General features: G+C 67.0%; 23 protein-coding genes. 13 read left to right on the forward strand and 10 right to left on the reverse strand.

The features are described from left to right. Nucleotides 1–269 precede the first annotated feature (269 nt). Nucleotides 270–1,832 carry a vWA domain-containing protein gene (locus tag DB30_RS12625; RefSeq protein WP_052548665.1) on the forward strand — a complete coding sequence of 521 codons (1,563 nt, stop codon included), beginning with the start codon at nt 270–272 and terminating at the stop codon, nt 1,830–1,832. A gap of 59 nt (nt 1,833–1,891) precedes the next feature. Here DB30_RS12625 and DB30_RS12630 read toward each other — a convergent pair whose 3' ends face one another. The 5 genes from DB30_RS12630 to DB30_RS12650 form a co-directional block, all read right to left on the reverse strand. Beyond that, nucleotides 1,892–2,224, reverse strand: coding sequence for a hypothetical protein (locus DB30_RS12630; RefSeq protein WP_052548666.1), 333 nt, complete (start codon nt 2,222–2,224; stop codon nt 1,892–1,894). Between the two features lie 44 nt (nt 2,225–2,268). Beyond that, nucleotides 2,269–3,288: a zinc-binding dehydrogenase gene (locus DB30_RS12635; protein WP_052548667.1), complete on the reverse strand. Its 1,020-nt coding sequence runs from the start codon at nt 3,286–3,288 to the stop codon at nt 2,269–2,271. 11 nt (nt 3,289–3,299) lie between these two features. Then, nucleotides 3,300–3,743, reverse strand: coding sequence for a hypothetical protein (locus DB30_RS12640; protein ID WP_052548668.1), 444 nt, complete (start codon nt 3,741–3,743; stop codon nt 3,300–3,302). Nucleotides 3,744–3,765: 22 nt separating this feature from the next. After that, on the reverse strand, nt 3,766–4,143 hold the full coding sequence (locus tag DB30_RS12645) for an RDD family protein (RefSeq protein WP_146658629.1): 378 nt from the start codon (nt 4,141–4,143) through the stop codon (nt 3,766–3,768). Nucleotides 4,144–4,337: 194 nt separating this feature from the next. Continuing rightward, entirely contained in the window at nt 4,338–4,769 is a 432-nt protein-coding gene (locus DB30_RS12650) for a PDZ domain-containing protein (protein ID WP_052548670.1), read from the reverse strand. Between the two features lie 192 nt (nt 4,770–4,961). Here DB30_RS12650 and DB30_RS12655 point away from each other — a divergent pair, with 192 nt between their 5' ends. The 5 genes from DB30_RS12655 to DB30_RS12675 all read left to right on the forward strand — a co-directional run bounded on the left by DB30_RS12655 (nt 4,962) and on the right by DB30_RS12675 (nt 11,764). Then, on the forward strand, nt 4,962–5,933 hold the full coding sequence (locus DB30_RS12655) for an SGNH/GDSL hydrolase family protein (RefSeq protein ID WP_052548671.1): 972 nt from the start codon (nt 4,962–4,964) through the stop codon (nt 5,931–5,933). 3 nt (nt 5,934–5,936) lie between these two features. After that, nucleotides 5,937–7,430: a penicillin-insensitive murein endopeptidase gene (locus DB30_RS12660; RefSeq protein WP_052548672.1), complete on the forward strand. Its 1,494-nt coding sequence runs from the start codon at nt 5,937–5,939 to the stop codon at nt 7,428–7,430. A gap of 458 nt (nt 7,431–7,888) precedes the next feature. After that, nucleotides 7,889–9,073: an acyl-CoA dehydrogenase family protein gene (locus tag DB30_RS12665; protein ID WP_052548673.1), complete on the forward strand. Its 1,185-nt coding sequence runs from the start codon at nt 7,889–7,891 to the stop codon at nt 9,071–9,073. Between the two features lie 11 nt (nt 9,074–9,084). Beyond that, nucleotides 9,085–9,924, forward strand: coding sequence for a metallophosphoesterase (locus tag DB30_RS12670; RefSeq protein WP_052548674.1), 840 nt, complete (start codon nt 9,085–9,087; stop codon nt 9,922–9,924). Nucleotides 9,925–10,030: 106 nt separating this feature from the next. Then, on the forward strand, nt 10,031–11,764 hold the full coding sequence (locus tag DB30_RS12675) for a DUF2330 domain-containing protein (protein WP_240480221.1): 1,734 nt from the start codon (nt 10,031–10,033) through the stop codon (nt 11,762–11,764). Here DB30_RS12675 and sppA read toward each other — a convergent pair. After that, a complete protein-coding gene (sppA, locus tag DB30_RS12680; protein WP_052548676.1) occupies nt 11,761–13,749 on the reverse strand; it encodes a signal peptide peptidase SppA in 1,989 nt (662 codons plus the stop codon). The two genes, DB30_RS12675 and sppA, sit on opposite strands and share 4 nt — an antisense overlap. A 122-nt stretch (nt 13,750–13,871) precedes the next feature. Here sppA and DB30_RS12685 point away from each other — a divergent pair, with 122 nt between their 5' ends. After that, nucleotides 13,872–14,411, forward strand: a complete 540-nt coding sequence (locus DB30_RS12685; RefSeq protein ID WP_240480222.1) for a hypothetical protein — start codon at nt 13,872–13,874, stop codon at nt 14,409–14,411. A 94-nt stretch (nt 14,412–14,505) separates the two neighbouring features. On the opposite strand, the gene DB30_RS12690 is transcribed toward DB30_RS12685, so the two are convergent. After that, on the reverse strand, nt 14,506–15,759 hold the full coding sequence (locus DB30_RS12690; RefSeq protein ID WP_146658632.1) for a LeuA family protein: 1,254 nt from the start codon (nt 15,757–15,759) through the stop codon (nt 14,506–14,508). Nucleotides 15,760–15,771: 12 nt separating this feature from the next. Next, nucleotides 15,772–16,809 carry a tetratricopeptide repeat protein gene (locus DB30_RS12695; RefSeq protein ID WP_052548678.1) on the reverse strand — a complete coding sequence of 346 codons (1,038 nt, stop codon included), beginning with the start codon at nt 16,807–16,809 and terminating at the stop codon, nt 15,772–15,774. A gap of 199 nt (nt 16,810–17,008) precedes the next feature. Here DB30_RS12695 and DB30_RS12700 point away from each other — a divergent pair, with 199 nt between their 5' ends. From DB30_RS12700 to DB30_RS12730, 6 genes are all read left to right on the forward strand, one after another. Then, complete coding sequence (locus DB30_RS12700; RefSeq protein ID WP_052548679.1) at nt 17,009–17,542, forward strand: PNPOx family protein; 534 nt, start codon at nt 17,009–17,011, stop codon at nt 17,540–17,542. After that, nucleotides 17,539–18,957 (forward strand): dicarboxylate/amino acid:cation symporter, encoded by a 1,419-nt coding sequence (locus tag DB30_RS12705; RefSeq protein WP_052548680.1) that lies wholly within the window; start codon nt 17,539–17,541, stop codon nt 18,955–18,957. The genes DB30_RS12700 and DB30_RS12705 overlap by 4 nt, the downstream gene beginning before the upstream one ends. 108 nt (nt 18,958–19,065) lie before the next feature. After that, nucleotides 19,066–20,931 carry a 2-oxoacid:acceptor oxidoreductase subunit alpha gene (locus DB30_RS12710; protein WP_052548681.1) on the forward strand — a complete coding sequence of 622 codons (1,866 nt, stop codon included), beginning with the start codon at nt 19,066–19,068 and terminating at the stop codon, nt 20,929–20,931. Then, nucleotides 20,928–21,956, forward strand: a complete 1,029-nt coding sequence (locus DB30_RS12715; protein ID WP_052548682.1) for a 2-oxoacid:ferredoxin oxidoreductase subunit beta — start codon at nt 20,928–20,930, stop codon at nt 21,954–21,956. The genes DB30_RS12710 and DB30_RS12715 overlap by 4 nt, the downstream gene beginning before the upstream one ends. A gap of 148 nt (nt 21,957–22,104) precedes the next feature. Then, a complete protein-coding gene (locus DB30_RS41385; RefSeq protein WP_153258306.1) occupies nt 22,105–22,908 on the forward strand; it encodes a hypothetical protein in 804 nt (267 codons plus the stop codon). 150 nt (nt 22,909–23,058) lie between these two features. Further along, nucleotides 23,059–23,673, forward strand: a complete 615-nt coding sequence (locus tag DB30_RS12730; protein ID WP_052548684.1) for a hypothetical protein — start codon at nt 23,059–23,061, stop codon at nt 23,671–23,673. Between the two features lie 50 nt (nt 23,674–23,723). Here DB30_RS12730 and DB30_RS12735 read toward each other — a convergent pair whose 3' ends face one another. Together DB30_RS12735 and DB30_RS12740 are read right to left on the reverse strand one after the other, a co-directional pair. After that, a complete protein-coding gene (locus DB30_RS12735) occupies nt 23,724–24,029 on the reverse strand; it encodes a hypothetical protein (RefSeq protein ID WP_052548685.1) in 306 nt (101 codons plus the stop codon). Next, nucleotides 24,026–25,336: a DUF2332 family protein gene (locus DB30_RS12740; RefSeq protein WP_165703735.1), complete on the reverse strand. Its 1,311-nt coding sequence runs from the start codon at nt 25,334–25,336 to the stop codon at nt 24,026–24,028. Before DB30_RS12740 ends, DB30_RS12735 begins: the two co-directional genes overlap by 4 nt. Between the last annotated feature and the right edge of the window lie 110 nt (nt 25,337–25,446).

Genomic DNA, 25,446 nt, shown 5'->3' on the forward strand with positions numbered 1-25,446 from the left:
TGACAGCTCCGTTTGACGCGGAGCAGGGGTCTAGCCGACGTCCGCGCCACCGTCAAGCGTGATCGAGCCCCGCGCTGTTTCCCCCGCCAAGACGCTCTGGAGAGGCACGCGCGCTCCAGTGGGTGGCCTCTTGGGCGCGTCTCCCGGACCGCGCGCCAGATCCGGGCGTCCGCGACCGGCCCGCGGCCGCGCGAGCCGAAAACAGTCCAGCGTCGCTGTAAGCCAGTTTTTCAGGGCTGCGTTCGCCGCCGCACTCACGGACACCCGCCATGCGACGCCTCTCGATTCAGCTCACCTGCCTGCTCACCCTGCTCCCCGCCCTTGGTCTTGGATGTGCTGCCCAGAGCCCCGAAGACCAGGCATTTCCCAGCTCCGCCGAAGAGAAGACCGCGATGGAGCCGTCCTATGACGGTGACTACGCCGCCGCCCCGGGGAGCTACGACTACGCCGATGACATGGCCGCTGGCGAGGCCGAGAGCGCACCCGAGAGCGCGTTGGCGCCCGCCCCCTCGATGGACGCCCCAAGTGGCGGCCCCCGAGCGGCCGAGGCCGCGTCTGGTGGCGACGGCGTTGGGGGCATGGCGATGCGCGACGAAGCGCCGCCCAGCCCCAGCCCAGCGAAGTCCAAGGCGAGCCGCGGCGCCGACAAAAAGGGAGAGGGTGCCAGCATGCGCGAGCGCCCCCCGGAAGAGGCCAAGATCGCCGCCGAGCATGATCGGGACCGCCGCGATCGCAACATCCAGTCCGGCACCCTGACCGCCGGCAGCTTCGACGACAACCTCAACCCGTGGGTGTTCAACACGTTCGTCGACCAGGCCCGCAGTCAGCCGGATCTCTCGCGGCTGGCCTCGGCCTTTGGGACCCAGCGCACGGTCCTGCGCGTGCAAGATGTCCACGGTCGGCCGGTCGGCAACGCCAAGGTCGAGATCGACGGCAAGCACATGATGACCCGCAGTGATGGCCGGGTCGTCTGGGTGCAGGGCTGGGACAGCGGCAGCCAAGGCCAGGGCAAGGCCAAGATCAGCCACGGCAACGCCAACGCGACCGTCAGCATCAACAACCAGATCGAGCAGCTGGTGACCCTGAAGGACACCCAGGGCACGCTGCCCGACCAGCTCGACATCGCGTTGGTGATCGACGCGACGGGCAGCATGGGTGACGAGCTCGAGTTCCTCAAGGTCGAGATTCGTGACATCGCCGCGGCGATCGAGCACCACTTCCCCGGCGTGGATCAGCGCTTCGCCCTGATCGTCTACCGCGACACCGGCGACCAATACACGACCCGCGTGTTCGACTTTACCGGCAACCTCGGGCGCTTCCAGAAGGATCTTGGGGCGCAGTCGGCCAACGGCGGCGGCGACTACCCGGAGGCCATGGACGCCGCCTTGATCGCAGCCGAGAAGCTCTCGTGGCGCAATGGCGACACCGCCCGCGTGACCTTCTTGGTCGCCGACGCGCCGCCCCACGCCGACAAGGTCGACGACACGCTCGACGCAGTTGATGGTCTGCGCAGCATGGGCGTGGCCGTGTACCCGGTCGCCAGCTCGGGCGTCGCCGGTGAGGCCGAGTTCGTGATGCGGGCCGCCGCGTTGCTCACTGGCGCGCAGTACCTGTTCCTGACCGACGACTCCGGCGTCGGCAACCCCCACGCCGAGCCGCACATCCCCTGCTACACGGTCGAGCAGCTCGCGCCGTTGATGGTCCGGGCGGTCCGCTCGGAGCTTGCAGGGCACCGGGTCGAGGCTGAGCCGCAGTTCTCAATCCGCACTGTCGGCGAGGGGCAAAACGGCGTCTGCAGCCAGCAGCGTCGGCCCACCAAAATCGCGAAGTAGCACGGGAAACCTGTAGAGACCGAGCGGGTCGAGCGTTGGCTCGGCCCGCTTCGTCGCTTTTACAGGTCCGGAATCGCCTCGCGGGCCTTCTCGTCCGCGTAGAACTTGCCAAGCGGGTTACTGCCGGCCCAGTCGGCGATCATCTTGTCGCGCGTGGCCTTGTCGATGCCGGTGTCGTCCAGCGACATCTCGAGCGCCATGCTGCCGACCTTCGTGCAGTACTGCGTGCCCGGCTCGGCGCCAACTTCTTCGGTGAGTTTTTTACACTCGTTGAAAACGGTCTCGTACTTCACGAGCACCTTCTCGGCCTTGCTCTCGGGGGAGCAAGCCAAGACAAACATGCTCACGGCGAGCAGCGCGGACGAACGGAGGACGAGCTGGCGGATCTTCATACACCGCTACATACCGCGGTTGCCGCGCCCCCCACAAGCGCCGCTCAGGGGACCAGCAGCACCTTGCCAAAGTTGTTGCGGCCCTGAATGTAGGCGTGCGCCTCGGCGGCCTGCTCGAAGCTGAATTCACGGTCCACGACCGGCGTGAGCGTGTGGTCGCCAACCTTTTCCATGACCTGCTCGAACAGCGAGCTGAGCCGATCGATCTCGTGCCACAGGTGGCCAAGGTTGATCCCAAACACGCCGCGGTTCTTGTCCAGCAGATCAAAGGGCTTGAACTTGGGCGTGTTGAGTACGCCCTTGAGGATGGGCATCAGCCGGCGCTTGTCCGAGGGCGCGAAGCTGGACGCGCCGAACATGAACAGCCGCCCGCAGTGACGCAGGCACCGGTAGCTCTTGGAGAACGACTCACCCCCGACAGCATCGAGCGCGATGTCGACCCCGCGACCTTCGGTGATGCGCATGACCTCGGCCTCGAAGTCGAGGTTGCGGTAGTCGATGCAGTGATCGACCCCGACCTCGCGCAGGCGCTCGTGCTTGCCTGCGCTGGCCGTGCCGATCACCGCGGCGCCGCGATGCTTGCAGACCTGCAGCGCCGCTTGGCCGACACCACCGGCCGCCGCGTGGACCAGCACGGTGTGCCCGGCGTGAACGTTGCCAAGCTCGACCAACATCAACCACGCGGTCAGGTAGTTGACCGGCACCGCCGCGGCTGTGCTCATGGAGATGCCCTCGGGGATCCGAACGGCCTGGGCGCGGGGAATGCAAACCACGTCGGAGTGCCCGCCGAAGCGCGTGAGCGCGACGACCTTGGCGCCGATCTCTAGATCGTTGGCGACCCCCTCGCCGTGCGCGTCGACGACCCCCGACACTTCGTAGCCAACCACGCAGGGGATCGGCGGCATGTCGGGGTACAGCCCCATGCGCGCGCTGATGTCCGCGAAATTGAGACCGCTGGCGGCGACGCGGATTCGGATCTCGCCGGGTCCAGGTTCGGGGTCTGGCGCCTCGCGTAGCTCGAGCACCTCGGGCTTGCCGGCGCGACTGATCCAGATTTGCCTCATCGCGGCGGAGCTTAGTTCAGGAGCGGGCCGCTGTCGTCATCGTCGTCGTCGTCATCGATGCCCGACTCGTGGCTGCCGATGAGCTCCAGCGTGCCACCGCTGTAGTGTGAACCAAAGGTCTGGACCAGCGACGCGACCTGCTCCAGCGCCGAGGTGGCCAGCGTCGCTTCCAACGAGCTCAGCGGATGAATGAAGGCCGCGAACAACAACCCGTTGGAGCTGGCGTAGCGAGCATCCAGCGCGGTGTGAAAGTTGGCCTCGAGCACCGCGTCCTTGGTCTCTTCGTCGATCTTGCTCAGCTCGGTGACTGGCGCGATGAAGCGCATGCGATCGAAGTTGGGATCCGTCAGGCAGGCCATCGGGATGCCAAGATGTGCGAACTGCCAGTGCGTGGCGCTGCGCCGAAAGTCTTCGGTGGTGCGCTCGAGCAGGTCAGCAAGCTCATCGAGGGTCATGACTGTTCACGTTAGCCCGACATCAGCGCTGGACCACGACGCTGCCGGCGATTAAGTCGTGCAGCGTCTGCCGCCTGTCTGTGAACAGCGCCAGCAAGTACCCAAACCCTAGCGCCAAGCTCGAGGCCCAGCGGCCGACCCAGCGAATGCTGGCCTGGGTGAAGCTCAGCTGCCGGCCATCGACACCTTGGACCGCGAGCCCCATCGTGCGCTTGCCCAGCGTGGCCATCCACCCGCTCGACTCTTGGACCGCGAAGTACAACCAGCTGATCACCGACGCGACCACGCCGTGACTGTCGGTACCGAGCACGCCGCTAATGATCGAAGTCACGACGCCGATCAACACCAGGTCGATGAACAGCGCGACGGCTCGTGGTGCCACTCGTCCATAGCCGGTCATGACGCGACTCTACGCTGATCTCGCTCCAAGAAAAAAGCACCCAGCCGGCAATGCCAGCGTGGGTGCCCCTTTTCTAGGTGGCTAGGCGGCTAGGTGGCTTGGAGGGAGTTCGCTGCCCAGGGTGAACCAGTCTACGAGGGTGTTCGCAAGCGGGCGAGAAGCCCTCGCCCGAGCTGAAACAGCGGAGCGCCGACTCAGTAACGGAGTCGGACGACGGCCCGCTCGAGGACGACGGTGTCGTGACCCGAGCACGGGTACACGACCTCGAGCTCGACGGGGGTGCCCTGCTCGCCACGGATCAGGTTGGTCCATTGCCGCATGTGGTCGGGGCTCTCGCCGTCGACGGTCAGCAGCACGGCGCCCGGAAACAGCTTTCCGTCAGCTGGGCTGCCCGGAAACACGCGGGCGACCACGAAATCGCTGCCATCTTGGGTCAACTCCACGCCGATGCCCGAGTAGCTGTAGTAGCTCTGGACGTTGGCGCGCTGCGACATGCTGCACGGATGTTCGGCGACGCGCTGGGCGATCGCGGCGGCGGTGGTCATCGTGCCGGCGACGACAATGGCACCAAGGGTGATGCGACGAGCGATGCGCCAACGGTTGAGGGCAGACGAGTCAGTCTTCATGAGCGGTGGATCCTCCGTACCAGGGGCCCAGTGTTTCACAGACCCTGGCGCGTTGCCAGTGGCGTGTTCGGCGAACGGAATTGGGGAAACCCAAATCGCTTGGAATCCCGCCGATCGACCGTGCGTCGGTGTGCCCCCGAGCGCCGCTCCAGTTATTTCCTCGCCAGATCGAACTCAGCTAGCTTCGCCGCCATGATCCAACCTTCGACCCTTCGCGCGATGGCGCTGTTCACGCTTGGGACCGCGGCGCTGTTCGGCTGTACCGAGCCCTCTGGCACGCCTACGCCCGCGGTCGAACCCCACCCGCCCGCTGCCCAGGTTGCCGACCCAACTCCCAGCGAGGACCCGGCCGTGCTGGCGACGGGCGATCCCGCGGCGGTTGGTGAAGAAGAGGCAGCAGCCGACGCCGTCGCGGTTGGTGACGAGGTCGAAGCTGGCGAAGAAGCCCCAGAAGAACCAGTCGCGTTGCTCGAGCCGCGTCGGGTGCTGATCGTCGGTTCATCACTGGCTGCGACTGGGTTCGGCGCGGTGCTCGAGGACATGCTCGACGCCAACCCGGACATCGTCGCCTACCGCAAGGCCAAGAGCGCCTCGGGGCTGTCGCGTCCAGACTTCTTTGACTGGGATGATCAGGGCAAGCGCCAGGTCGAGTTCCGCAAGCCTGATCTGGTGATCGTGTTCATGGGCGCCAACGATGGCCAGGACATTGCGCCATGGAAGAGCGAGAGCCGCGTGGTGTGGGACACCGACGGCTGGCCGGCGGCCTACCGTGGCCGCGTCGACAATTTCTTGGCAAGCGTCACGACGCCAGTTGAAGGCGAAGACGGCGCACAGGTGCTGTGGCTCAGCCTGCCACGCGTCACCAGCCCTAGCCTGGAGCGCAAGCTGAAGGTGATCCGCGAGATCCACGAGCAGGGCGTCGGCGCGCTCGGTGACGCTGGTCTATACTTGGACACCAACCAATATTTGATCGATGACCAGGGTGCTTTGCTAAAGACCATCAAGGTCAAGGGCAAGCAGCAGGAGCTTCGCAGCGAGGATGGTGTCCACTTCACCATGTCGGGCTGCGAGTACCTGGCCGCCAAGATCTACCCAGACGTGCTCGTTGCGCTCGGGTTGCCAGCCGAGCCCTCCAGCGAACCATCATCCGAACCAAGCGAATGATCAATGCCGAGTGAGCCCGCGCGCGAGATCTCCCAACCCGAGCAGCCCTCCCTGGTCGCTGATGGTCGCCCTCGCTCGCGCTGGCTCGCGCTGACGCTGACCCTGGGTTGGGGCGTCGTCCTGCCGGGTGCAGCGATCGCTTCGCCGCCGGGCGATCGCAGCGGAGCCGCGACCGAGCTTGGGGATCTGCCCTCGCCCGAAGATCTCCCCGATGTGCTGCCGGAGGTCACCCCCGAGTCGAGCCCACCCAAGCGGTCCGCGCCCAAGCAGCCGCCCGTCAACGACCAGCCGGAGCCCGAGTCCAGCGAGGACGAGGACGAGGACGAAGGCGAAGGTGAAGGTGAAGGTGAAGGTGAGCCCGAGTCCATCGCGAGCGAGCCCGAGCCCGAGCCGGCCCAACAGCCCCAGGCCGCGGCCCCCAAGATCAAGAAGCTGAAGAAGCCCAAGTGGATCAAGCACACGATCCTTCCGGGCGAGCGCATCGATGACATCGCCACGCGCTACGACGTGCGCCGAGGCTCGCTGATCCGCTGGAACAAGCTCGACGAGAACAACCCAAAGCTGTTCGCCGGGCGCGACCTCGCGGTCTACACCAAGCACATCCCGCCGCCGCAGCAAAAGCTGATCTACACGGTCAAGCCCGGCGACACCTGGAACAAGATCGCCAGCGCGCACCACGTAGACGCAAATCTGCTGCGCTCGCGCTGGAACTCCAAGGTCCCGCGCAAGTTCAAGGCGGGTCAAGAGCTGGTGATCTGGGTTGATCCGCTGAACAGCCCCGACTTGCTGCGCGAGCCCGACGAGCCCCGAACCAAGGCCAGCGGGGGCACCAGCGCTAGGTCGGCGAGCACGGCCAGCGCCGCCAGCACGGCCTCGGTCTCGGCAGCCAAGCTGCCGCTGGTCAAGATCAAGACCGGCTCGGTCTCGGTCGGCAAGCCCAACCGCGGCAAGATCGTCAACCCGCTCGCGCTGCCCGAGAACAAGGTTCTCTACACCATACGCAAGCCCGACGAGTGCTACGGCAGCAGCCACACGCTGCACAATTTACAGCTGGCGATCGCCAACTTTCGGCGCGCGACTGGGTTCAACGGCGATCTCGTGATTGGGGCGATCAGCAAGCGGGGCGGCGGCCGCCTCAAGCCGCACTCCTCGCACCAGAGCGGCCGCGACGTCGACGTGCGGCTCCCCGTCAAGTCGGCCAGCGGCTCGTCGGACAACATCGACGACGTCGACTGGGACGCGACCTGGTCGCTGATCCAAGCGCTCGTCTCGACCGGTGAGGTCCAGTACATCTTCTTGAGCACGAGCCGGCAAAAGCGGCTCTACAAGGCCGCGAAGCGGGCGGGTGCCAGCAAGGACATGCTCGAGCGGACGATCCAGTATCCCAGCGGCTCGGGGACGAACCATGGGATCGTGCGCAACGCGAGCGGTCACACGGCGCACTTTCACGTCCGCTTCAACTGCGCCGCCAACGAAACCCGCTGCGAATCGTACTGACCTTTACCCCCACATAGGCCTTCGCACTTCGCCGACTGCAGCCGCTGGCGCGTCTGGTCGCTTCGCTCCTCGGGGCTGTTTGTTCGCGGGCGCATGTGTGGCCCCCTGGAAGGGGGCTCGGGTGGCTTCGGCGAACGGCCTTTTTTAGACCCCCACATAGGCCTTCGCACTTCGCCGACTGCAGCCGCTGGCGCGTCGCTCCTCGGGGCTGTTTGGTCGCATCCGTATGTGTGGCCCCCTGGGAGGGGGCTCGGGTGGCTTCGGCGGACGGGTACCTACAGGGCCTCGCCGACTGCAGTTGGTCGCTTCGCTCCCTCGGGGGACGTGTGTTCGCAACGGCATGTGTGGGGCGGCTGGAAGCACCTCGTGTCCGGGGTTGCGCGACGTGCGGAAAGAAATCTGGGGGGTGTTGACTCGCGGAGGCTCTGCTTGGGTTCGGCGTGGTATTCGATCGGCGCATGGACCCGCGCACCTACTTGCTGAGCATCGACCACTTGCTCGACGATGACGAGCGGCTGACCTGGAAGGCCGCTCGCGACTTTTGCCAGTCGCGGGTCATGCCCGTGATCGAGCAACACTACGAAGCTGGCACCTTCCCCAAGGAGCTGATCCCCGAGTTTGCGGAGATGGGGTTTCTGGGGTGCTCGATCGAGGGCTATGGCTGCGCTGGGCTCAACCCGGTCGCGTACGGCACGATCATGATCGAGCTCGAGCGCGTCGACTCGGGGATCCGCTCGTTTTGCTCGGTCCAGACCGCGCTGGCGATGTACCCGATCTCTGCCTACGGGACCGAAGAGCAAAAGCAGCGGTGGTTGCCACGCATGGCCGCGGGTGAGCTGATCGGCTGCTTTGGGCTGACCGAGCCCAACTCTGGCTCGGACCCGGGCTCGATGCGGACCCACGCCAAGCAAGACGGCGAGGGCGGCGACTACATCCTCAATGGTCAAAAAATGTGGATCACCAACAGCCCGATCTCGGACCTGTGTGTGGTCTGGGCCCAGACCTTGGACCACGGCTCGAGCACGCCAGTGATCCGCGGCTTCGTGGTCGAGCGGGACATGGCCGGGCTGAGCACGCCCGAGACCCACGGCAAGCTGAGCCTGCGCGCGTCGATCACCGGCGAGATCGTGCTCGACGAGGTTCGCGTGCCCAAGGACAACATGTTGCCAGGCGTGCGCGGGCTCAAGGGGCCGCTGAGCTGTCTGACCCAGGCGCGCTATGGGATCGGCTGGGGGGCCGTCGGCGCGGCCATGGATGTCTACGAGCGGGCGCGTCAGTACACCCTGGATCGCGTGCAGTTCGGCCGGCCCATCGCGGGCTTTCAGCTGACCCAACAAAAGCTCGTCGAGCTCCACAACGAGATCGGCAAGGGCTTGCTGCTCGCCCATCACTTTGGTCGGCTCAAGCAGGCGGGCCAGCTCGATCCAGCCCAGGTCAGCTACCTCAAGCGCGACAACGTGCGCATGGCTCGTGAGGCGGCCAAGACCGCGCGGACGATGCTTGGTGGCAATGGGATCATGGGCGAGTTCCACATCATGCGGCACCTGTGCAACCTCGAGACGGTGTTCACCTACGAGGGCACCCACGAGATCCACACCCTGGCCATTGGTAGGGCGCTCACGGGCTTGAGCGCGTTCTCCTGAGTCACCCAGGCATGGCAGGTCGGGTTCGGATCTTGCCCGCGCGTGGGCAGCTGCTGATCTCGACGGATCTGCACGGCAACCATGAAGACTTTCGGCGGCTGCGCGCGGTGTTCTTTGCCCTGCGCGAGGCGGCCGAGCGCCCGGATCTCGTGCACTGGGCGTCGCTCGGCGATCTCGTTCACGGGCCCAGCCCGGTCGCGCGCCGACGTGACGCGCTGCGGTTTGGCTACCCCGACCAGAGCCCCGAGCTGGTCGAGGCGATGATCGAGCTGCGCGAGCGCTTCCCCGATAATTTTCACCTGCTGCTTGGCAACCATGACCACGGTCACATCGGCGGGCCGCACACCAGCAAGTTCTACGTCGACGAGGTCGAGATGCTCGAGCGGCGGATGTCGGCCAAGGCGATCGAGCGCATGCACGCGTTGTTTCGCGGGGCGCTGCTGGCCGTCGCCGCGCCGTGTGGTCTGCTGCTGTGTCATGGCTCGCCCGACGAACAGATCCCCTCGCTAGAACAGCTCGACGCGCTCGAACCTTCAGGCGATGACGAGCTGGCCCAGCGATCGATGCTGCGCACGCTGCTGACCAGCTACGGCCAGCCGCGCGAGTCGACAAGCAAGCTGCTTGGGCAGCTCTCGCGGCCACAGTTGCAGCTGCGCGTGGTCGTGCATGGCCACGACGTCGACCTCGACGGCTGGTACACGGAGCACGGCAACCAAGCTTGTCCCGTGCTGTTTGGCGCGCCGCCGGCCAAGCGACGCTACTTGGTGGTGGATCTTGGCGCTCGCTACGACCAAGCGCAGGACCTGCGCGACGGAGCCGAGGTCCGTCATCTGTATCCCGAGTTGGTGTGACACCCGCGTCTTGGTGGCGATACGCTGGGGATAGCTGCAAAAGAACACGCCTCCAGCGAAGATCGTTGGCGTGGCCGCGCCCGGCATGCAGACTACCAAAGCTGTCATGACTTACGCCTCTTCGTCCCTGATCTCCCGTCCGTTCACTCGTCTGTTCGCGCTGGCCTTGCCGCCCATGCTCGCGCTCGCGGCCGGGTCCCCCCAGACCGCCGACGCCTGCGGTGGGACCTTCTGTGATGCCGGCCCGCAGGTGATGCCGGTCGATCAAACCGGCGAGAGCATCATTTTTTGGATCGACGAGAGCGGCAGCGAGCCCTACACGGAAGCGCACATTCAGATCCAATACGAAGGCGACGCCGAGCGCTTCGCGTGGATCATCCCGGTGATGGAAGTGCCCGAGGTGTTGGTTGGCTCGCAGGCGCTGTTCGACAACATGCTGCAGGCGACGGTCCCGACCTTCACGATCAACACCACCTCGATCGGGGACTGCGGGGGGTCGTTTGGGATCGGCTGCGCGTCCGCTGACTTGGCCGGTGGTGACCGCAACGAGGGCTTCAGCTCCGGCGACGGTGGCGACGGCGCCGACACCAACGACGGACCCGAGATCCTCGATCGCGGGTTCGCGGGCGCGTTCGAGTACGTGACGCTGAGCGGTGACACCATCGAGGAGGTCACCGATTGGCTCGACCAGGCCGGCTACGCGCAAGACCCCGACGCGCCGCCGATCCTCGAAGAGTACTTGGAAGAGGGCTTTGTGTTCGTCGCGGTCAAGCTGGCGAGCGGGGCGGGGGTCGATGAGATCCACCCGCTGGCGGTCCGCTATCCCGGCGTCGAGCCCTGCATTCCGATCCGGCTGACGCGGATCGCGGCGGTCGACGACATGGCGATCCGGGCGTTCTTCTTGGGTGACACGCGGGTCGCCCCGCAGAACTGGCCGCACGTGGAGATCAACCACTCGCGCTTTGACTGGGTCAACGGGCCCAGCACCAACTACAACGAGATCGTCAGCCTCGCGATCGACGAGGCCGGCGGCCGCGGGTTCGTCACCGAGTACTCGGGGACCGACGCGATCATCTCGACCTCGGGCGTGTTCGAGGCCAGCTGGAGCGTGACGGCGCTGCAAGACATCGCGGCGGTCGACGTCGTCGATGAGCTGACCTCGCAGAACCTGATGACCTGCGACGGGCTCGAGTGCACCTTCCGGCACCCGCAGGTCGAGGCGCTGCTGAACATCTACCTGCCCGCGCCCGACGGCATCGCGGCCCACACGTACTGGAGCTGCGTGTCGTGCTACGAGGGGTTGATCGATCAGACCGCGTGGGGCACCCAGCCCGGCTTCTCGGCTGATTTCGAGGCGCGGATCTACGGCCCGGCCCAGCACGCGATCGACATGCTCGATAACGCGACCGTGTTGACCCGCCTGTTCACGCTGCTCTCGCCCCACGAGATGATCGAGGATCCGCTGTTTCACGAGGCCAGCGGGCTGCCAACGGTCGACAACAACATCGGCGCGACGCGGGTCAACGACTGCGACGGCGGGCCGTCCTATATCGAGCTGCCCGACGGTCGCACGATCGCGCTCGACGACGGCGGGTCGATGCCTGATCTAGACGGCAACCCGGCGGCGCTGCGGATCGAGCAGGTCCCGATGATGGGCCCGCCGCAGGTCGAGCTCGACAACGCCGGCGACATCGACGGGGCGCTCGCCAACTGGAACGACTCGCAGCTGCGCGGCCCCAGCTCCGGCTGCACGATCCAGCGGCTGGGCTTGCAGGGGATGTTTGGGATGCTGGGGATCTTCGGGATCGCCTGGTTCAACCGCCGAAAGCGGCTTAGCTAGCGGACCGCTTGGGTCCACTCGACCGCCCACACCGTGCTGCCCTGCAGCGCGACGGTGGTCCGCAGCGACGCGCGGACGGCCTCGATCCACGGCCGCCCCTCGGGCCCAACGCTGGCGGCGAGCTCGTCGATGACCATCCCGAGCCCGATCGGGAGCGAGTCGGCCCGCGCCCCCGCTTGCACGGCCACGAGCTGCTCGAAGCTGCCCAGGATGTCCTTGATCGTGGGCTCGCCCGGGTACACCTCGAGGCCGACGTCAGGCTCGACCTTGCCAAGCTTGGTCGCGGCCGCCAGCGCTTGCTCGAGCCCGCCAAGCTCGTCGACGAGGCCCCGCTCCTTGGCAGCGACGCCGGTCCACACGCGACCTTGGGCGATCTCGTGGACGGCGTCGCGATCCATGTTGCGACCGGCAGCGACGCGCTCGACGAACACGTCGTAGGTCTGCTCCATCATCGCGTAGACGATCGTGCGCTCTTCGGGGGTCCACGCCTGCATCGGTGACCACAGCAGCGCGTGCTCGCCCTTGGTCACCGCGAAGCTCTTGATCCCAAAGCTCTCGAGCGCCTTGCCGAGCACCAGCTTGCCCCCCACGACGCCGATCGATCCGGTCACGGTGTCGGTGTCGGCGTAGATCTGGTTGGCCCCCGCGGCGATGTAGTAGCCGCCCGAAGCCGCGACGCCGGCCATGGACACGACGACGGGCTTGCTCGCTTTGAGCCGCTCGACCGCGTGCCAGATCTGCTCGGAGGCCTGCGCGGAGCCGCCGCCAGAGTCGATGCGCAAGACCACGGCGGCGACCTTGTCGTCGGCGGCGAGCCGGTCGAGCACGGGCACGAGCTGACCCGAGGCGATCTCGCTGGTGGCCCCGAGCGCGCCGCCGCCCTTGCCGTCAATGATGTTGCCGACCGCGTAGACCAGCGCGACGTGCGGCTTGCTCGGGCGCTTGGGCCCCGACATCCCCAAGAAGCGCTGCAGCGCGAGCGGGTCCGACCAGGGCTTGTCCTGCAGCGTGACGTTCTTCCACCCGCGCTCGCCGCTGACCCGAGCCAAGAACGGCTCCCACGCCTCGACCTTGTCGATCAGGCCGCCCTCGGCTGCGCTCTCGGAGGTGAACAGAGCTTGGTCGATCCACCCGCGGACCTCCTCTTCGCTGGCGCCCCGACCCTGCGCGATGCCGCTGACCATGGTCACGTAGGCCTGATCCACCAGGGCGCCAAGGGTCTCGAGCATCTCGGGCGAGGGCGCGTCGCGGGTCAACGGCTCGGCCGCCCCCTTGAACGCGCCGACATGCAGGAAGTCCGCTTGGACCTCGAGCTTGTCGAGCAGGCCCTTGAGGTGCACGGGCGTGGCGGCGGGGCCGGGCACCATCAAGGTGCCGACCGGGACCATCGCCAGCTCGTCACAGACCGAGAGCAGGTAGTAGCTGGTGTTGCTGAGCGACTCGGCGTGGCAGTGGAGCTTGCGGGCGCCGTCAGCCTTGAAGTCGACCAAGGCCGCGCGCAGCTCGACGCCGCGGGCCATGTCCATGCTCAGATCCCCAACCCGCAGCACCAGGCCCTCGAGCTTTGGCTCGGCCGCGAGCTCGTCGAGCTTGTCGAGCAGCGCCCTGGTTCGCACGCTGCCACCGCCGCCACCCGCGAACGCCAGCGGATCAAACACCTCCACCTCGCCGACGCTGCCCGAGAGCTTCAGCACCCGCAGGTGCGGTTGATCGGCCGCGTAGTTGGGCGACTGCTTGGGCGGATCGTAGGGCCCTGGCTCGTCGAGCTTCTTGGTGAACATCGCCGCCAAGGGGTTGTTGGCGAGGCCCGAGAGCGGGTTGCTGTCGTCGTCGTCGTCTTTGTCCTGGTCGTCCTTGTCGTCTTTGCCTTTGTCTTTGTCCTCGTCGTTCGAGGAGGACCCGGCGGGCGCGTCTTTCGACGACCCGTCACAGGCGGGCAGGCAAAGCAGACAGGAGGCGGCGAGGACGAGGCTGATCTTGCGCATGGGTGACTCGTGGGCTGCGGGCCGTGCGAGCTTCGCACAAGATTGCGCCACCCAGCGGCGCGCCAGACAAGCGCGAGCGCGACCGATTCCCGCTCGCTGCGTCAGCGCGTATGGTCCGGCGCATGAGCTCCCGCCCGACAACGCGCAGCGGCCTGGCGATCGCCTGGTGGGCCGTGCTGGGGATCAGCGCGCTATTGTTGCAGGCGATCGTGCGCCTGCTGCCGCGCGCGCTCGAGCCGGTGCTCGACGGATCCCTCGATGCCATCAGCGCGCTCGCGTATGTCGCCTCGATCGTCGGCTTTGCGTACACCGAGGGCTACCGCGGGTTCCAGCGCAGCTTCTCGCCCCGCGTGGTCGTGCGATCGTTCGCGCTGGCGCAGCGGCGGGGGTGGCTGGTCGTGATCGCGCCGCTAGTGGCGATGGGTCTGGTCCATGCTTCGCGCCGACGGCTGATCGGGTCGTGGGTGCTGCTGCTGGCGATCGTCGGGCTGATCTCGCTGGTCAGCATGCTCGCGCAGCCGTGGCGTGGGGCCGTTGACGCTGGCGTGGTCGTGGGGCTGAGCTGGGGGCTCGTCGCAACCTTGATCCTGATGATCCGGGGGCTGCGCGGAGACGTCCCCGACGTCGATCCGGCGCTCCCCGATCGAGCGCGCAGCGCTTGATCGGGACCGTCTGCAGCCCGTGCACGGTGCCGCATCGGCACGCAACCCCCCGCAACCAACCAAATCCGTGACTGAGGCCCCCTGTGGGGGGGCATCACGAACCCGCTGCGATCACTTCGCGGATCTGCTCGTCGCTGAGCGTCTGGCCCTGCGACTTCGCAAAGTCGAACACGCGATCGACAAGCTCGTCGTTGGTGTCGAACCCGTGCTCCCGCAGCCAGTAGATCACGTTGGATCGCCCGCTGTAGTGGCCAATCTCGATCTGCTGGCGACGCCCAAACACGCGGGCCGGGACCGACGAGTACACCCGGTCGGCGAGGTCCAGCTCACCCTTGGCTTCGGCCTTGATGATCGCGGCCGCGTGGACGCCGGTCGCCGTGCGAAACGCGTCGCGTCCAACCAGTGGATAGCTGGGGTGGATCGGCACCCCCGTGAAGCTGCTGACCTTCTCCACGTACTCGACCAGGCACGACAGATCGTGGGTCTTGGCGTCGATCAGCCCGAGCAAATAGAGGTTGAGCAGCAGGTGATCCATCGACGTGTTGCCGACCCGCTCGCCGATCCCCAGCGCGCAGCCGTGAACCCGATCCACGCCCCACTCGAGCGCAGACACGGCCAAGGTCAGCGCCAACCCGCGATCGTTGTGCCCGTGCCAGTCGAGCATCACGCGATCTTCCACGTCCATGCCCCGCAGCAAGCTCTTGGTGAACGACAACAGGTTGCGCAGCCCGTCGGGGGTTGCGTGGCCGCAGGTGTCACACAGCACCAGGCGGGTCGCGCCAGCTTCGATCGCGGTTCGGAACAAGCGCTCGAGCGTGTTGGGGTGGGCGCGCGTCGTGTCTTCGGTGACGAACGAGGCGGGCAAGCCGTTGCGGACGATCAGCTCGATCGACTCGCGGGTGTGGCGGACCAGGCGATCGAGATCCCAGCTCTCGGCGAACGCACGGATCGGGCTCGAGCCAATGAAGGCCGTGACCTCGATCGGCACGCCGACCCGCTGCGAGATGTCGATGATCGGCCGAATGTCGGCCTCGACCGTTCGCGCCGCGCAGTTGGGCAAGATGCTCAGCTTCTCGCTGACGATCGTCCGCAGCAGCGACTCCACGTCCTGCTGGGCCCGGCGACCGGCGCCGGGCAGGCCAAGGTTGACCACGTGGAGGCCAAGCCGATCCATCAGGCGGACCAGCTCGGCCTTTTGATCGATGTTGGGATCGCGGACCGAAGGCGACTGCAGACCGTCGCGGATCGTCTCATCGACGAAGCGCGGCGCCCGACGCAGGACCGGCCCGCGGCGATCGAGTTCGTTCCAGTCGTAGACCAGCTTGGTCAGATCCGTCGGGTCGAGCATCTGCGTCACGCCTCACATGCCAGGGATTAATTCGAGGTCGAAGAAGCGATCGAACTCTTCGACCAGGCTCATGGCGATCACATCGATGATCGCGTCGTCGTCTTCGATCAACGCGATGATCGCGTCGCGGAACAGGACCAGCGCGTCGACTTGACCCTCGTCGTCGTCGGTGGCGGGCCGACCCTCGAACGCGAGCGCGGTGCGGGGATCACAGCCGTCGCGGACCCCAGCCTCGCCGACCCAACGCTCGACGCGGATCGCGGCCGCGGCGACCCGGTTGATGACGGGATCGGGCAGGGTGTCGAGCACGTCCTCGAGGTAACGACGCAGATCCTCGGCCTCGTCGGCGGGCACGGGCTCGTCGACCTCGACCTCGTGGGTGGCGAGGTCACGCTCGCGGACCCGCAGCAGGTGCTCGAGGGCGCGGTCGACCTCGCCGGCCTCGCGCAGGATCGAGCCCAGCTGGTAGCGCAGCTCGGTGTCGTCTTCACGGGCGAGCGCTTGCTCGAGCAGCTCGACGCCCTCGGGCCTGCGCTCGAGATCGATGAGCACGGCCGCGCGCAGGCTGACGTAGCCGGGGTCTTCGTGCAGTGAGGCGTGGACACCGTCGAGCACGCTCAGCGCCTCTTCGGCGTCTTCTTGGTGATCCAGCAGGACCTGCGCCCGCAGCAGCCGGGCCTCGCTGTCGGCTTCCGAGGCCAGATCCCCGCGCTCGCTCAGGACCCGCAGCGCATGCTCGGCGTCGTCGATGTCGCCGATCGAGATCAGGATGTCGGAGATGTCGAGGGTGATGCGTGCGGCCTCGCTTGGATCTTCGAGGGCGACGGCGGCCTCGAGCAGACCTTCGGTGTTGCCGAACAGTTCTTCGAGCTCGGTCTCGCTGGCCTCCTCGTCGAGCCAGCCCGTCATGAATTCCAGGTAGCGAAGGCGGGCGTCCTCTTCGGTCGCGCCCGCGTCCACTGCCGCTGCCATCGCCGCTTGCACACCGTCGATGTCCTCGGCTTCGAGGGCGTCGTATGCTCGCGCGAAGATGCTGGCTAGCTTCGTCATCGCCGGAGACTAGCAATTATTGACCCCCACAGAGACCTTGGCACTTCGCCGACTGCAGCCGCTGGCGCGTCTGGTCGCTTCGCTCCTCGGGGCTGGCTGTTCGCACCCGCATGTGTGGCCCCCTAGGAGGGGGCTTTTTGGCAGGCGGCTCTCTCTCTGAAGCTCGCGGGTGTGAGCGCGAACGTGATAAGCAGCCGCGGTGACAAAACCCCCCGAGGTCGATCCCGTGAGCGCGCTCATGCGGGTGCTGGGCGAGCGCTGGGTGCTGACGCTGGCGCTCGCAGATCCAGCGGCTGCGGGCGCGTCGCCCTACGCGGCCCCGCTGTTTTATGCGCTGGCCCAGCCAGACACGATCGGTCGCCATGCGGCGCCGCTGCTCATTTTTGCCAGCGACGCAACCAGCCACCACGGCCAGCTCGCCGGGCGCGGTCCAACAGCCGCAGCTGCCGCCGTGTACCTCGAGACGGACACACCCGGGCAAGTGCGTGGCGCCCAGCTGCGCGGCAGCCTCGTTCGCGAGGATCTGTGGACCCCGACGGGCGCGGCCGGGCTGCGCCAACTCTACGTGGACCGCCACCCGATCGCCGCGCCGATGCTCGCCGCTGGCCGCCATCATCTGTACGCGCTGGTCGTGTCCTGGGCCAAGCTCACCGACAACCGGCTGGGCTTTGGTGTCCACCCGATCGCGCGCTTTGACGTCACCTGCGCCGAAGTGGAACAGTCGCGACCGTGAGCGAGCCGAACCCCAGCCCCCCCGCAGACGCGGACGCGCAACAACCCGGCTGGCAGCTGCACACCAAGATCCTGATCGGCATGGTCATCGGCAGCTTGGCCGCGCTCGTCGCCAAGCAGTGGATGGTCGGGCCGGACGCGGTGATCTCGCTGTTCGTGGATCAGGCGGCGCTGCTCGAGTTTGGCGCGCGGTGGATCGAGCCGGTCGGGCAGCTGTTCATCCGCGCGATCATCTTGACGGTCGTGCCCTTGGTGTTCACCTCGATCGCCACGGGCATGCACTCGCTCGGCAACCCCCGCGACCTCGGCCGGCTGGGGGGCCGCACGATCGCGATCTTCATGGGCACCGCGTTTGTCGGGGCCTGTCTGGCGACGGGGCTGTACTACTTGTTCGAGCCTGGCGCCGCGATCTCGCCCGAGACACGTGATCTGCTCGCCGCGCAATTCTCGGACGAGGCCGCCAGCAAGGTCGCCAGCGCAGACGAGGCGCGCGCGTATTTTTCGGGCTCGGCGCTGCAGATCATGGTGGGCTTGGTGCCCGAGAACATCGTGCTCTCGATGACCAGCAACCGGGATCTACTCAAGGTGATCCTGTTCGCGCTGGCGTTTGGTGTGTCGCTGACGCTGATCCCCCAAGACCGCAGCGCCCCGGTCGCGGCGGTGCTCGAGGGCGTCAACGAGGCGATGATCAAGCTGATCGGCGTGCTGATGAAGCTCGCGCCCGCGGGTGTCGCGGCGCTGGTGTTCATGGTCGTTGCCAAGTTTGGCGTCGACGTGCTCGTCGCGCTCGCGCTCTACACCGGGGTCGTGTTGCTGGCGCTCCTCGCTCACCTGTTGCTGGTGCTCTGGCCGTTGCTGCGCTTCGTCGCCGACTGGAAGCCAATCGCGTTCATGAAGGCGATGCGCGAGGTCTGGGTCACCGCGTTCTCGACCTCGTCCTCGGCGGCGACCTTGCCAACGACGATCCGCGTGGCCGAGGAAGAGCTGAACGTTCCCCGGCCGATCGCCGGGTTTGTGCTGCCGCTTGGCGCGACCATCAACATGGACGGCACGACCATCTACCAGGTCATCGCCGTGCACTTCGTTGCCCAAGTCTGGGGCATCCCGCTCGACGCTTCGGCCTGTCTGACGCTGATCTTGATCGCGATGCTGATGGCGATCGGCGCCGCGGGTGTGCCCGGCGGTGTGATTCCGCTGCTGTATGTGGTGATGGTCACCGTTGGGATCCCAGAGGCTGTGGTAGCAGCAGGGATCGCGTTGATCCTGGGCATGGATCGGATCCTGGACATGTGCCGCAGCGCGATCAACGTGGTCGGCGACTCGACGACGGCGGTGATCGTGGCACATCTCGAACGCAAGCGGCCTGTTGCGGCAGGCGCTGCGACCAGCGCTGCTCCTGAATCTCGTTCACCGTGAGACAACATACTACTGCGACCGTGACATCGATCCGCCGCGCGCCCATACTGACGCAGCTTTTCGCTTGATCTAGCTCGAGTCGGCGCTGGACGAGCCTGCCAAGACCACATGGACACTTTCACCAAGTCCGAAAAACGCGAGACCCTCGAGTCCGTTGTCATCCGCTTTGCCGGCGACTCCGGCGATGGGATGCAGCTGACCGGGAGCCAGTTCACGCACACGACTGCGTTGATGGGCAACGATCTCGCCACGTTCCCCGACTTCCCCGCCGAGATCCGGGCGCCCGCTGGCACCACCTATGGTGTGTCGGGGTTCCAGATCCACTTCGGCTCGCAGGACGTCCGAACCCCGGGCGACGCCCCCGACGTGCTCGTGGCCATGAACCCGGCCGCGCTGATGACCAACCTCGCCGATCTCAAGCCCGGCGGCATGCTGATCGTCAACACCGGCGCGTACACCAAGGGCAACCTCAAGAAGGCCGGCTACGACAACAACCCGCTCGAAGACGGCAGCCTGTCGGCCTACCGGCTGATCGATCTGGACATCCAGGCGATGACGATCGCCGCCGTCGAGCCGTTTGGGCTGGGCACCAAGGACGCGCTGCGCAGCAAGAACCTGTGGACGCTGGGCTTGGTGCTGTGGCTGTTTGGCCGCGAGTACGAGCCAACCGTCGCCTACCTCAATCAAAAGTTCGGCAAGAAGCCCGCGATCGCCCAGGCCAACATCGCCGCGCTCAAGGCGGGTCACGCCTACGGTGAGACCGCCGAGCTGCCCAGCGGGATCGGCCCCTACGAGGTCCCCAAGGCCAAGCTGTCGCCGGGTCTGTACCGCAACATCACGGGCAACGACGCGCTGGCCTGGGGCCTGGTCGCGGCCTCGCAGCTGTCGGATCTCAAGCTGGTGCTGGGCTCGTACCCGATCACGCCAGCGTCGACCGTGCTGCACTCGCTGGCCAACCTCAAGAGCTTCGGGGTCACGACCTTCCAAGCCGAAGACGAGATCGCGGCGGTGTGCGCCGCGGTCGGAGCGAGCTGGGGCGGCGCGCTGGGAGTCACGACCACCTCTGGACCTGGCGTCGCGCTCAAGGCCGAGGCGATCGGGCTCGCGGTCATGCTCGAGCTGCCGCTGATCGTCGTGGACGTGCAGCGCGGCGGGCCGTCGACCGGCCTGCCAACCAAGACCGAGCAGTCGGATCTGCTGCAGGCCGCGTACGGGCGCAACGGCGACTCGCCGCTGTGCGTGATCGCAGCCGCGACCCCGGGCGACTGCTTCTACATGGCGATCGAGGCCGCCCGGATCGCGGTGCAATACATGACCCCGGTCATGCTGCTCACCGACGGCTACCTGGCCAATGGCGCCGAGCCCTGGAAGATCCCCGCGATGGCGGATCTGCCCGAGTTCAAGGCCAAGTTCCCGACCGAGCGCACCGAGGACTTCCATCCCTACATGCGCGAGGCAGACACGCTGGCGCGACCGTGGGCGATCCCCGGCACGCCTGGCTTCGAGCACCGGATCGGCGGGCTCGAGAAGAACTACGACTCGGGCAACATCTCGTACGACCCCGACAACCACCACAAGATGACCAAGACCCGCGCGGCCAAGGTCGCGGGCATCGCCAACTCGGTCCCCGAGCAAGAGGTCGAGGTCGGCGAGGCCACGGGTGATCTGCTGGTCGTGGGCTGGGGCTCGACCTACGGCGCGATCACCATGGCCGTTCGCAAGGCTCGCGCCGAGGGCAAGAGCGTCTCGCAGGTCCACCTGCGCCACATCGTGCCCTTCGCCCGCGGGCTAGAGACGCTGCTGCGCGGGTTCAAGCGGGTCATCGTGCCGGAGATGAACAACGGCATGCTGGTCAAGATGCTGCGCTCCGAGTTCCTCGTCGACGCCATCGGCGTCAACAAGATCGCCGGTCAGCCCTTCAAGGTCGGCGAGATCGAAGACGCGATCGATTCCGCGCTGGAGAACCTGACATGAGCCCGTCCGAACCCGTCAAGAAGCTCACTCGCAAGGACTTCACCTCCGACCAGGACATCCGCTGGTGTCCGGGCTGTGGGGACTACGCGATCCTCGCGACGATGCAGCGCACGCTGCCAACCGTCGGCGCCGACCCAGCCAAGACCGTGTTCTTGTCGGGCATCGGCTGCTCGAGCCGGTTCCCGTACTACATGAACACCTACGGGTTCCACAGCATCCACGGCCGCGCGCCGGCGTTTGCGACCGGGCTCAAGCTGACCAACCCCGAGCTCGACATCTGGGTGATCACCGGCGACGGCGACGGCCTGAGCATCGGCGGCAACCACCTCATGCACATGCTGCGTCGCAACGTCGACGTGCAGATGATCCTGTTCAACAACCGGATCTACGGGCTGACCAAGGGCCAGTACTCACCCACGTCGCTGGTTGGGCTGCGCTCGCCGTCAACGCCCTTGGGCTCAATCGACATGCCCGTGACGCCTGCTCTGCTGGCGCTTGGGGCGGGGGCGCGCTTCGTCGCGCGCTCGGTCGACACGATGGCCAAGCACCTTGGGCCAACCTTCGTGGAGGCCCGCGAATTTCGCGGAACCAGCTTCATCGAGGTCCTGCAGAACTGCCCCGTGTTCCACGATGGTGCCTGGGATCACGTCACGGACAAGGCCCGCGCGGGTTCGACCATGCTCGTGCTCGAGCACGGCAAGCCCATGCTCTTCGGTGACAAGGGCGGCCCGCAGCAAGGTCTGCGGCTCAAGCCCAAGACCCTCGAGCTCGAGGTCGTGACCCTTGGAGAAGACGGGATCACGGAAGACGACGTGCTGATCCACGACGAGACCAACCGCCCGATGGCGTTCCTGCTTGGCGGTCTCGAGCCGCCGAACTTCCCGATCGCGCTTGGCGTGCTGCTGCGTGAGCAGGCGCCTGCCTATGACGCGAGTGTCGTGGCGCAGGTCGAATCTGCCAAGAACAAGGGCATGACGGACGTCGACGCGCTGCTTCGCGCGGGCCACACCTGGACCGTCGAATAGGCTGGCGAGCGCCTTGGCGGCTGGGTTGGCGCCGGGGCCCCGCTGAGACAGAATGAACTCGAACGGCGTCCGTCGAAGCGCCCACGCCGTCCGCGCTATCGTGGACGCCCCCCGCAGCGACTACGCGCACACCCAGGAGACTTTGAACATGAGCCTGACTCGATCCCTGCAATCCCTGAAGCTCGCTGCCCTGTTCGGCGGCATCATCGGCCTCGGCTTCGGCTGCGTCATCAACCTCGAGCCCCTCGAACCATGCGAGAGCGGCTCCAACAACAAGTTAGATAGCAACGGTGAGTGTGAGTGTCGCATCGGCTACGAGTGGTGCGACCCGGCTGACCAGACCAACCTCAACTGCTGCGACGACGACATCGCCGGCACCTCCGGCCCCGGCGACGGCGACGGTGACGATGATCCCACTGGTGATGGCGATCCCGACACCACCGGCGACGGTGACGGCGATCCCGGCGACGGCGACGGCGATGGCGACGGCGACTGTGCCCCCGGCGAGCTCCCGCCCGAGAGCTGCACCGTCGAAGAAGAAGGCTTCTACTGGTGCACCAACAACGAGGCGATGGGCCCCGGCTGCAGCGAGTTCTACATCTGCGAGAACGGCGTGTGGACCGAGAACGCCGCGTTCATGGATGAGAGCTGCGGCTTCGATGGCTTCGACTTCGCGTACGGCTGCGTCGATGATGGCGTCTCGGTGATCTTCGAGTGCGGTGACGGCTCGGGCGCGGCCTGCGACGACGCCGACCCGGCCTACTGCGTCAACGACGACGAGATCGGCTACTGCCTGTGGAACAAAGAGACCTGGGACAGCTGCCAGCTGTTCTGTGAAGAGGTCGGGATCCGCGGCCAGACCTACGAGTACGGTGAGTGCGACGCCTCGATCCCCGATGACGTGGCGTGCTTCTGCTGCGACACCGGCGACGAAGGCTGCCCGCTGCCGTAGGCAAGGCGATTTGAGCACGAGCAAGCGGGGCTCCCTCGCTTCGACAGACGCGGCCGATTCGGTCGCGTCTGTTTTCAATTGGGTGGGAGTGGCAAACTTGGGCCCGTGCTGGGTCTCTCACGTGCGCGGCGACTGGTGAGGTGTTCGCTGGTGGTCGCGTTGATCGGGTGCGGGGGCGAGGGCGAGGCCGCCGAGAGTTCGCGCGAGGGCTGCGGGGATCCAGGCTCGCACAGTGAGCCGATCGGGAAGTACTCGTGCGCCTGCGAGCCGGGCTACGAGTGGTGCGACGAGGCGCGCGACTCGTTCGAGTGCTGCGTGGACGACAGCGCGACGACCGACGAAGGCGGCGCGCCCGAGCCGGACGCGGCGTGCGACGAGGCGCTCGCCGAGTCGCTGTTGTGTGTGCCCGATCCCTCGGGTGACCCTGGCGCGTCGTTGATGTGGGCCTGCAACGGCGAGCGGTGGGTGGAGATCGCCGGGTATGCACGCTTCGCGTGCATGGCCGAGGGGCTCGAGTTTGCCTACGGGTGCACACCGGGGCCGGCGTTCTTGTGCGGCTACGGGCCCGGGAGCCCGTGCGAGAGCGAGGGCTACGCGGGGATCTGCGTGGACGAGGAGATCATCGACACCTGCGTGTGGGGCCGGCGGACGGTCGATCGCTGCGCGCGGCTGTGCGGGGAGCTGCAGGCGTTTGGACCTGGCTTCACCGGTGGCGCGTGCGAAGACCCAGTCGAGGGCGAGCCCGCCCTGTGCGTCTGCTCCTAGCCCAGGCTGTTTTCAGCTCGGGCGAGGGCTTCTCCTGGGCAGCGAGCTGTCTACCCGCGCCAGCGGACCATGTGTTGCTTGGGGTCGCGATGCAGCACCCGCGCGAGCTTGAGCGCTTCTGCGAGCGCCCATGGCCACGGCTCGCTGTCAGGTGCGGCGACGCCTGGGGCTGTTGGTGCCAGGCTCGCGCGGCCGTCCACCCAGGTGAGCTGCCCGGACCACCGCTGCGTGCCCGGCAGGTAGATCGTCACGAGGTAGCGCGGCGCCTGCTCGGGCTCCGACTCGGGCTCGCGGTCGAACACGAAGCGCGCACCCGTGGTGGGGTGCAGATCCTGGCTGGACGAGGGCGCGTTCATCGGCGGTCGCGCAGGTCTCGGAGTTCGCTCAACCCGGGCCCAAACTCGGCGCGGATCAAATGTGGATGGGCCCAGCCAAGCTCGATGCTCTTGTGCTTGGACCCGCTGAACAGCTCGACGACCCACAGACACCAGCCGGGGTGCGGCGCGTCCTTGCCCGCGCGGGCGGGCTCGAACCGGACCCACATCCACGGCAGCTTGTGGCGAAGGCTCCAGCTGCGGGCGAAGCTCCGCATGTCGCGGGCGTAGGCGCGCTGGTCGACGTCGCTGAAGTACGCCGTCACGCAGGTGTTGTAGGCGATCACCGGGACCTCGGGGTGGGTCGGGACCGCCTTGGCCAGGAACTCCGAGACGTCACTCGGGAGCTCGACGGGCAGGATCTTGGCGGGCAGCAGGGTCTTGGCCCCCGTGCTCGCGCCCAGGCTCTGCGCGACCGCCTGCTCGATCGCCCGGCGGTGGATCGCCATGCCTTGGCGCAGAAGATCCAGCCGACGCCGTTGGTTGCCCCAAATGCAGGCTTCGAGGCGACCGTCGAACTCGGCGCCGTCGAGCTCGCCGCGCCGGGTGTCGCCGCCCACGCGGCTGAGCACCTCGGGCCCGCGCAGCTCGGCCGCCGTGAACTCTTCGAGCACGGGCTGCTCGCCGCCGCACACCGTCAAGAACTCATCGTCCTCGGACCGACCGAGGCGCAGCCGCTTGCTCGCGGTCCAGGCCAGGTCGTAGCGGCGCTGCTCGGCATAGAGGTTGAGGCCAGCCGAGCAGCCGAGCTCGACGAGGTGCACGGCCTCGGCGGACAGCAGCACGGCGGGCAGCAGCCACGCGATCCCGCGCGAGGTCTCGTTGGCGACGACCTGCCAGGTGCGCGTGCGCTCGAACAGCTCGGCACCGAGGGCGCTGACCGCGTTCAACAGGCGCTGGGGAAACTCGTCATCGGTTGGCTTGCGTGCGTCTGGGCCTTGGCCCTCGGCGACGGTCGCAAAGTAGGGGCGCAGCTCGGCGACGCGGGGATCATCGCGCAGCACGTACCAGTGCAGCGCCGCGTTGAGCCGCAGGGCCGGCTGCAGGTCGTCGATCCAGCCGGTGTCGACGCCCTCGATGTCGTCCTCTGTCAGCAGGGCGACGAGGCGCTCGCAGATCTCACGCACGGCGTTGGGATCACCGAGTTCACGCCCGCGACCTTCGGGATCGGCGAGCCAGGTGACCGCCTGCTCGAGCAGGGCTGCGGTCACTGGCGAATAACTGCGGACGAAGCCCGCCTGCGCCGCCAAGCTCGACCGATGGCGCTCCCACGCCGGATCCTTGAGCATCCCTCCATCTACCATAGACTTCCCTAGACCCCCACCTACACCTTCGCGCGGTCACCGTTCGGACTCACGCCGCTGTGCGGGCCCTTTCGGGGCGCTTGCGAGGGGGGGCG

This window comes from Enhygromyxa salina, assembly GCF_000737335.2.
In the GTDB taxonomy this organism is placed as follows: domain Bacteria; phylum Myxococcota_A; class Polyangia; order Nannocystales; family Nannocystaceae; genus Plesiocystis; species Plesiocystis salina_C.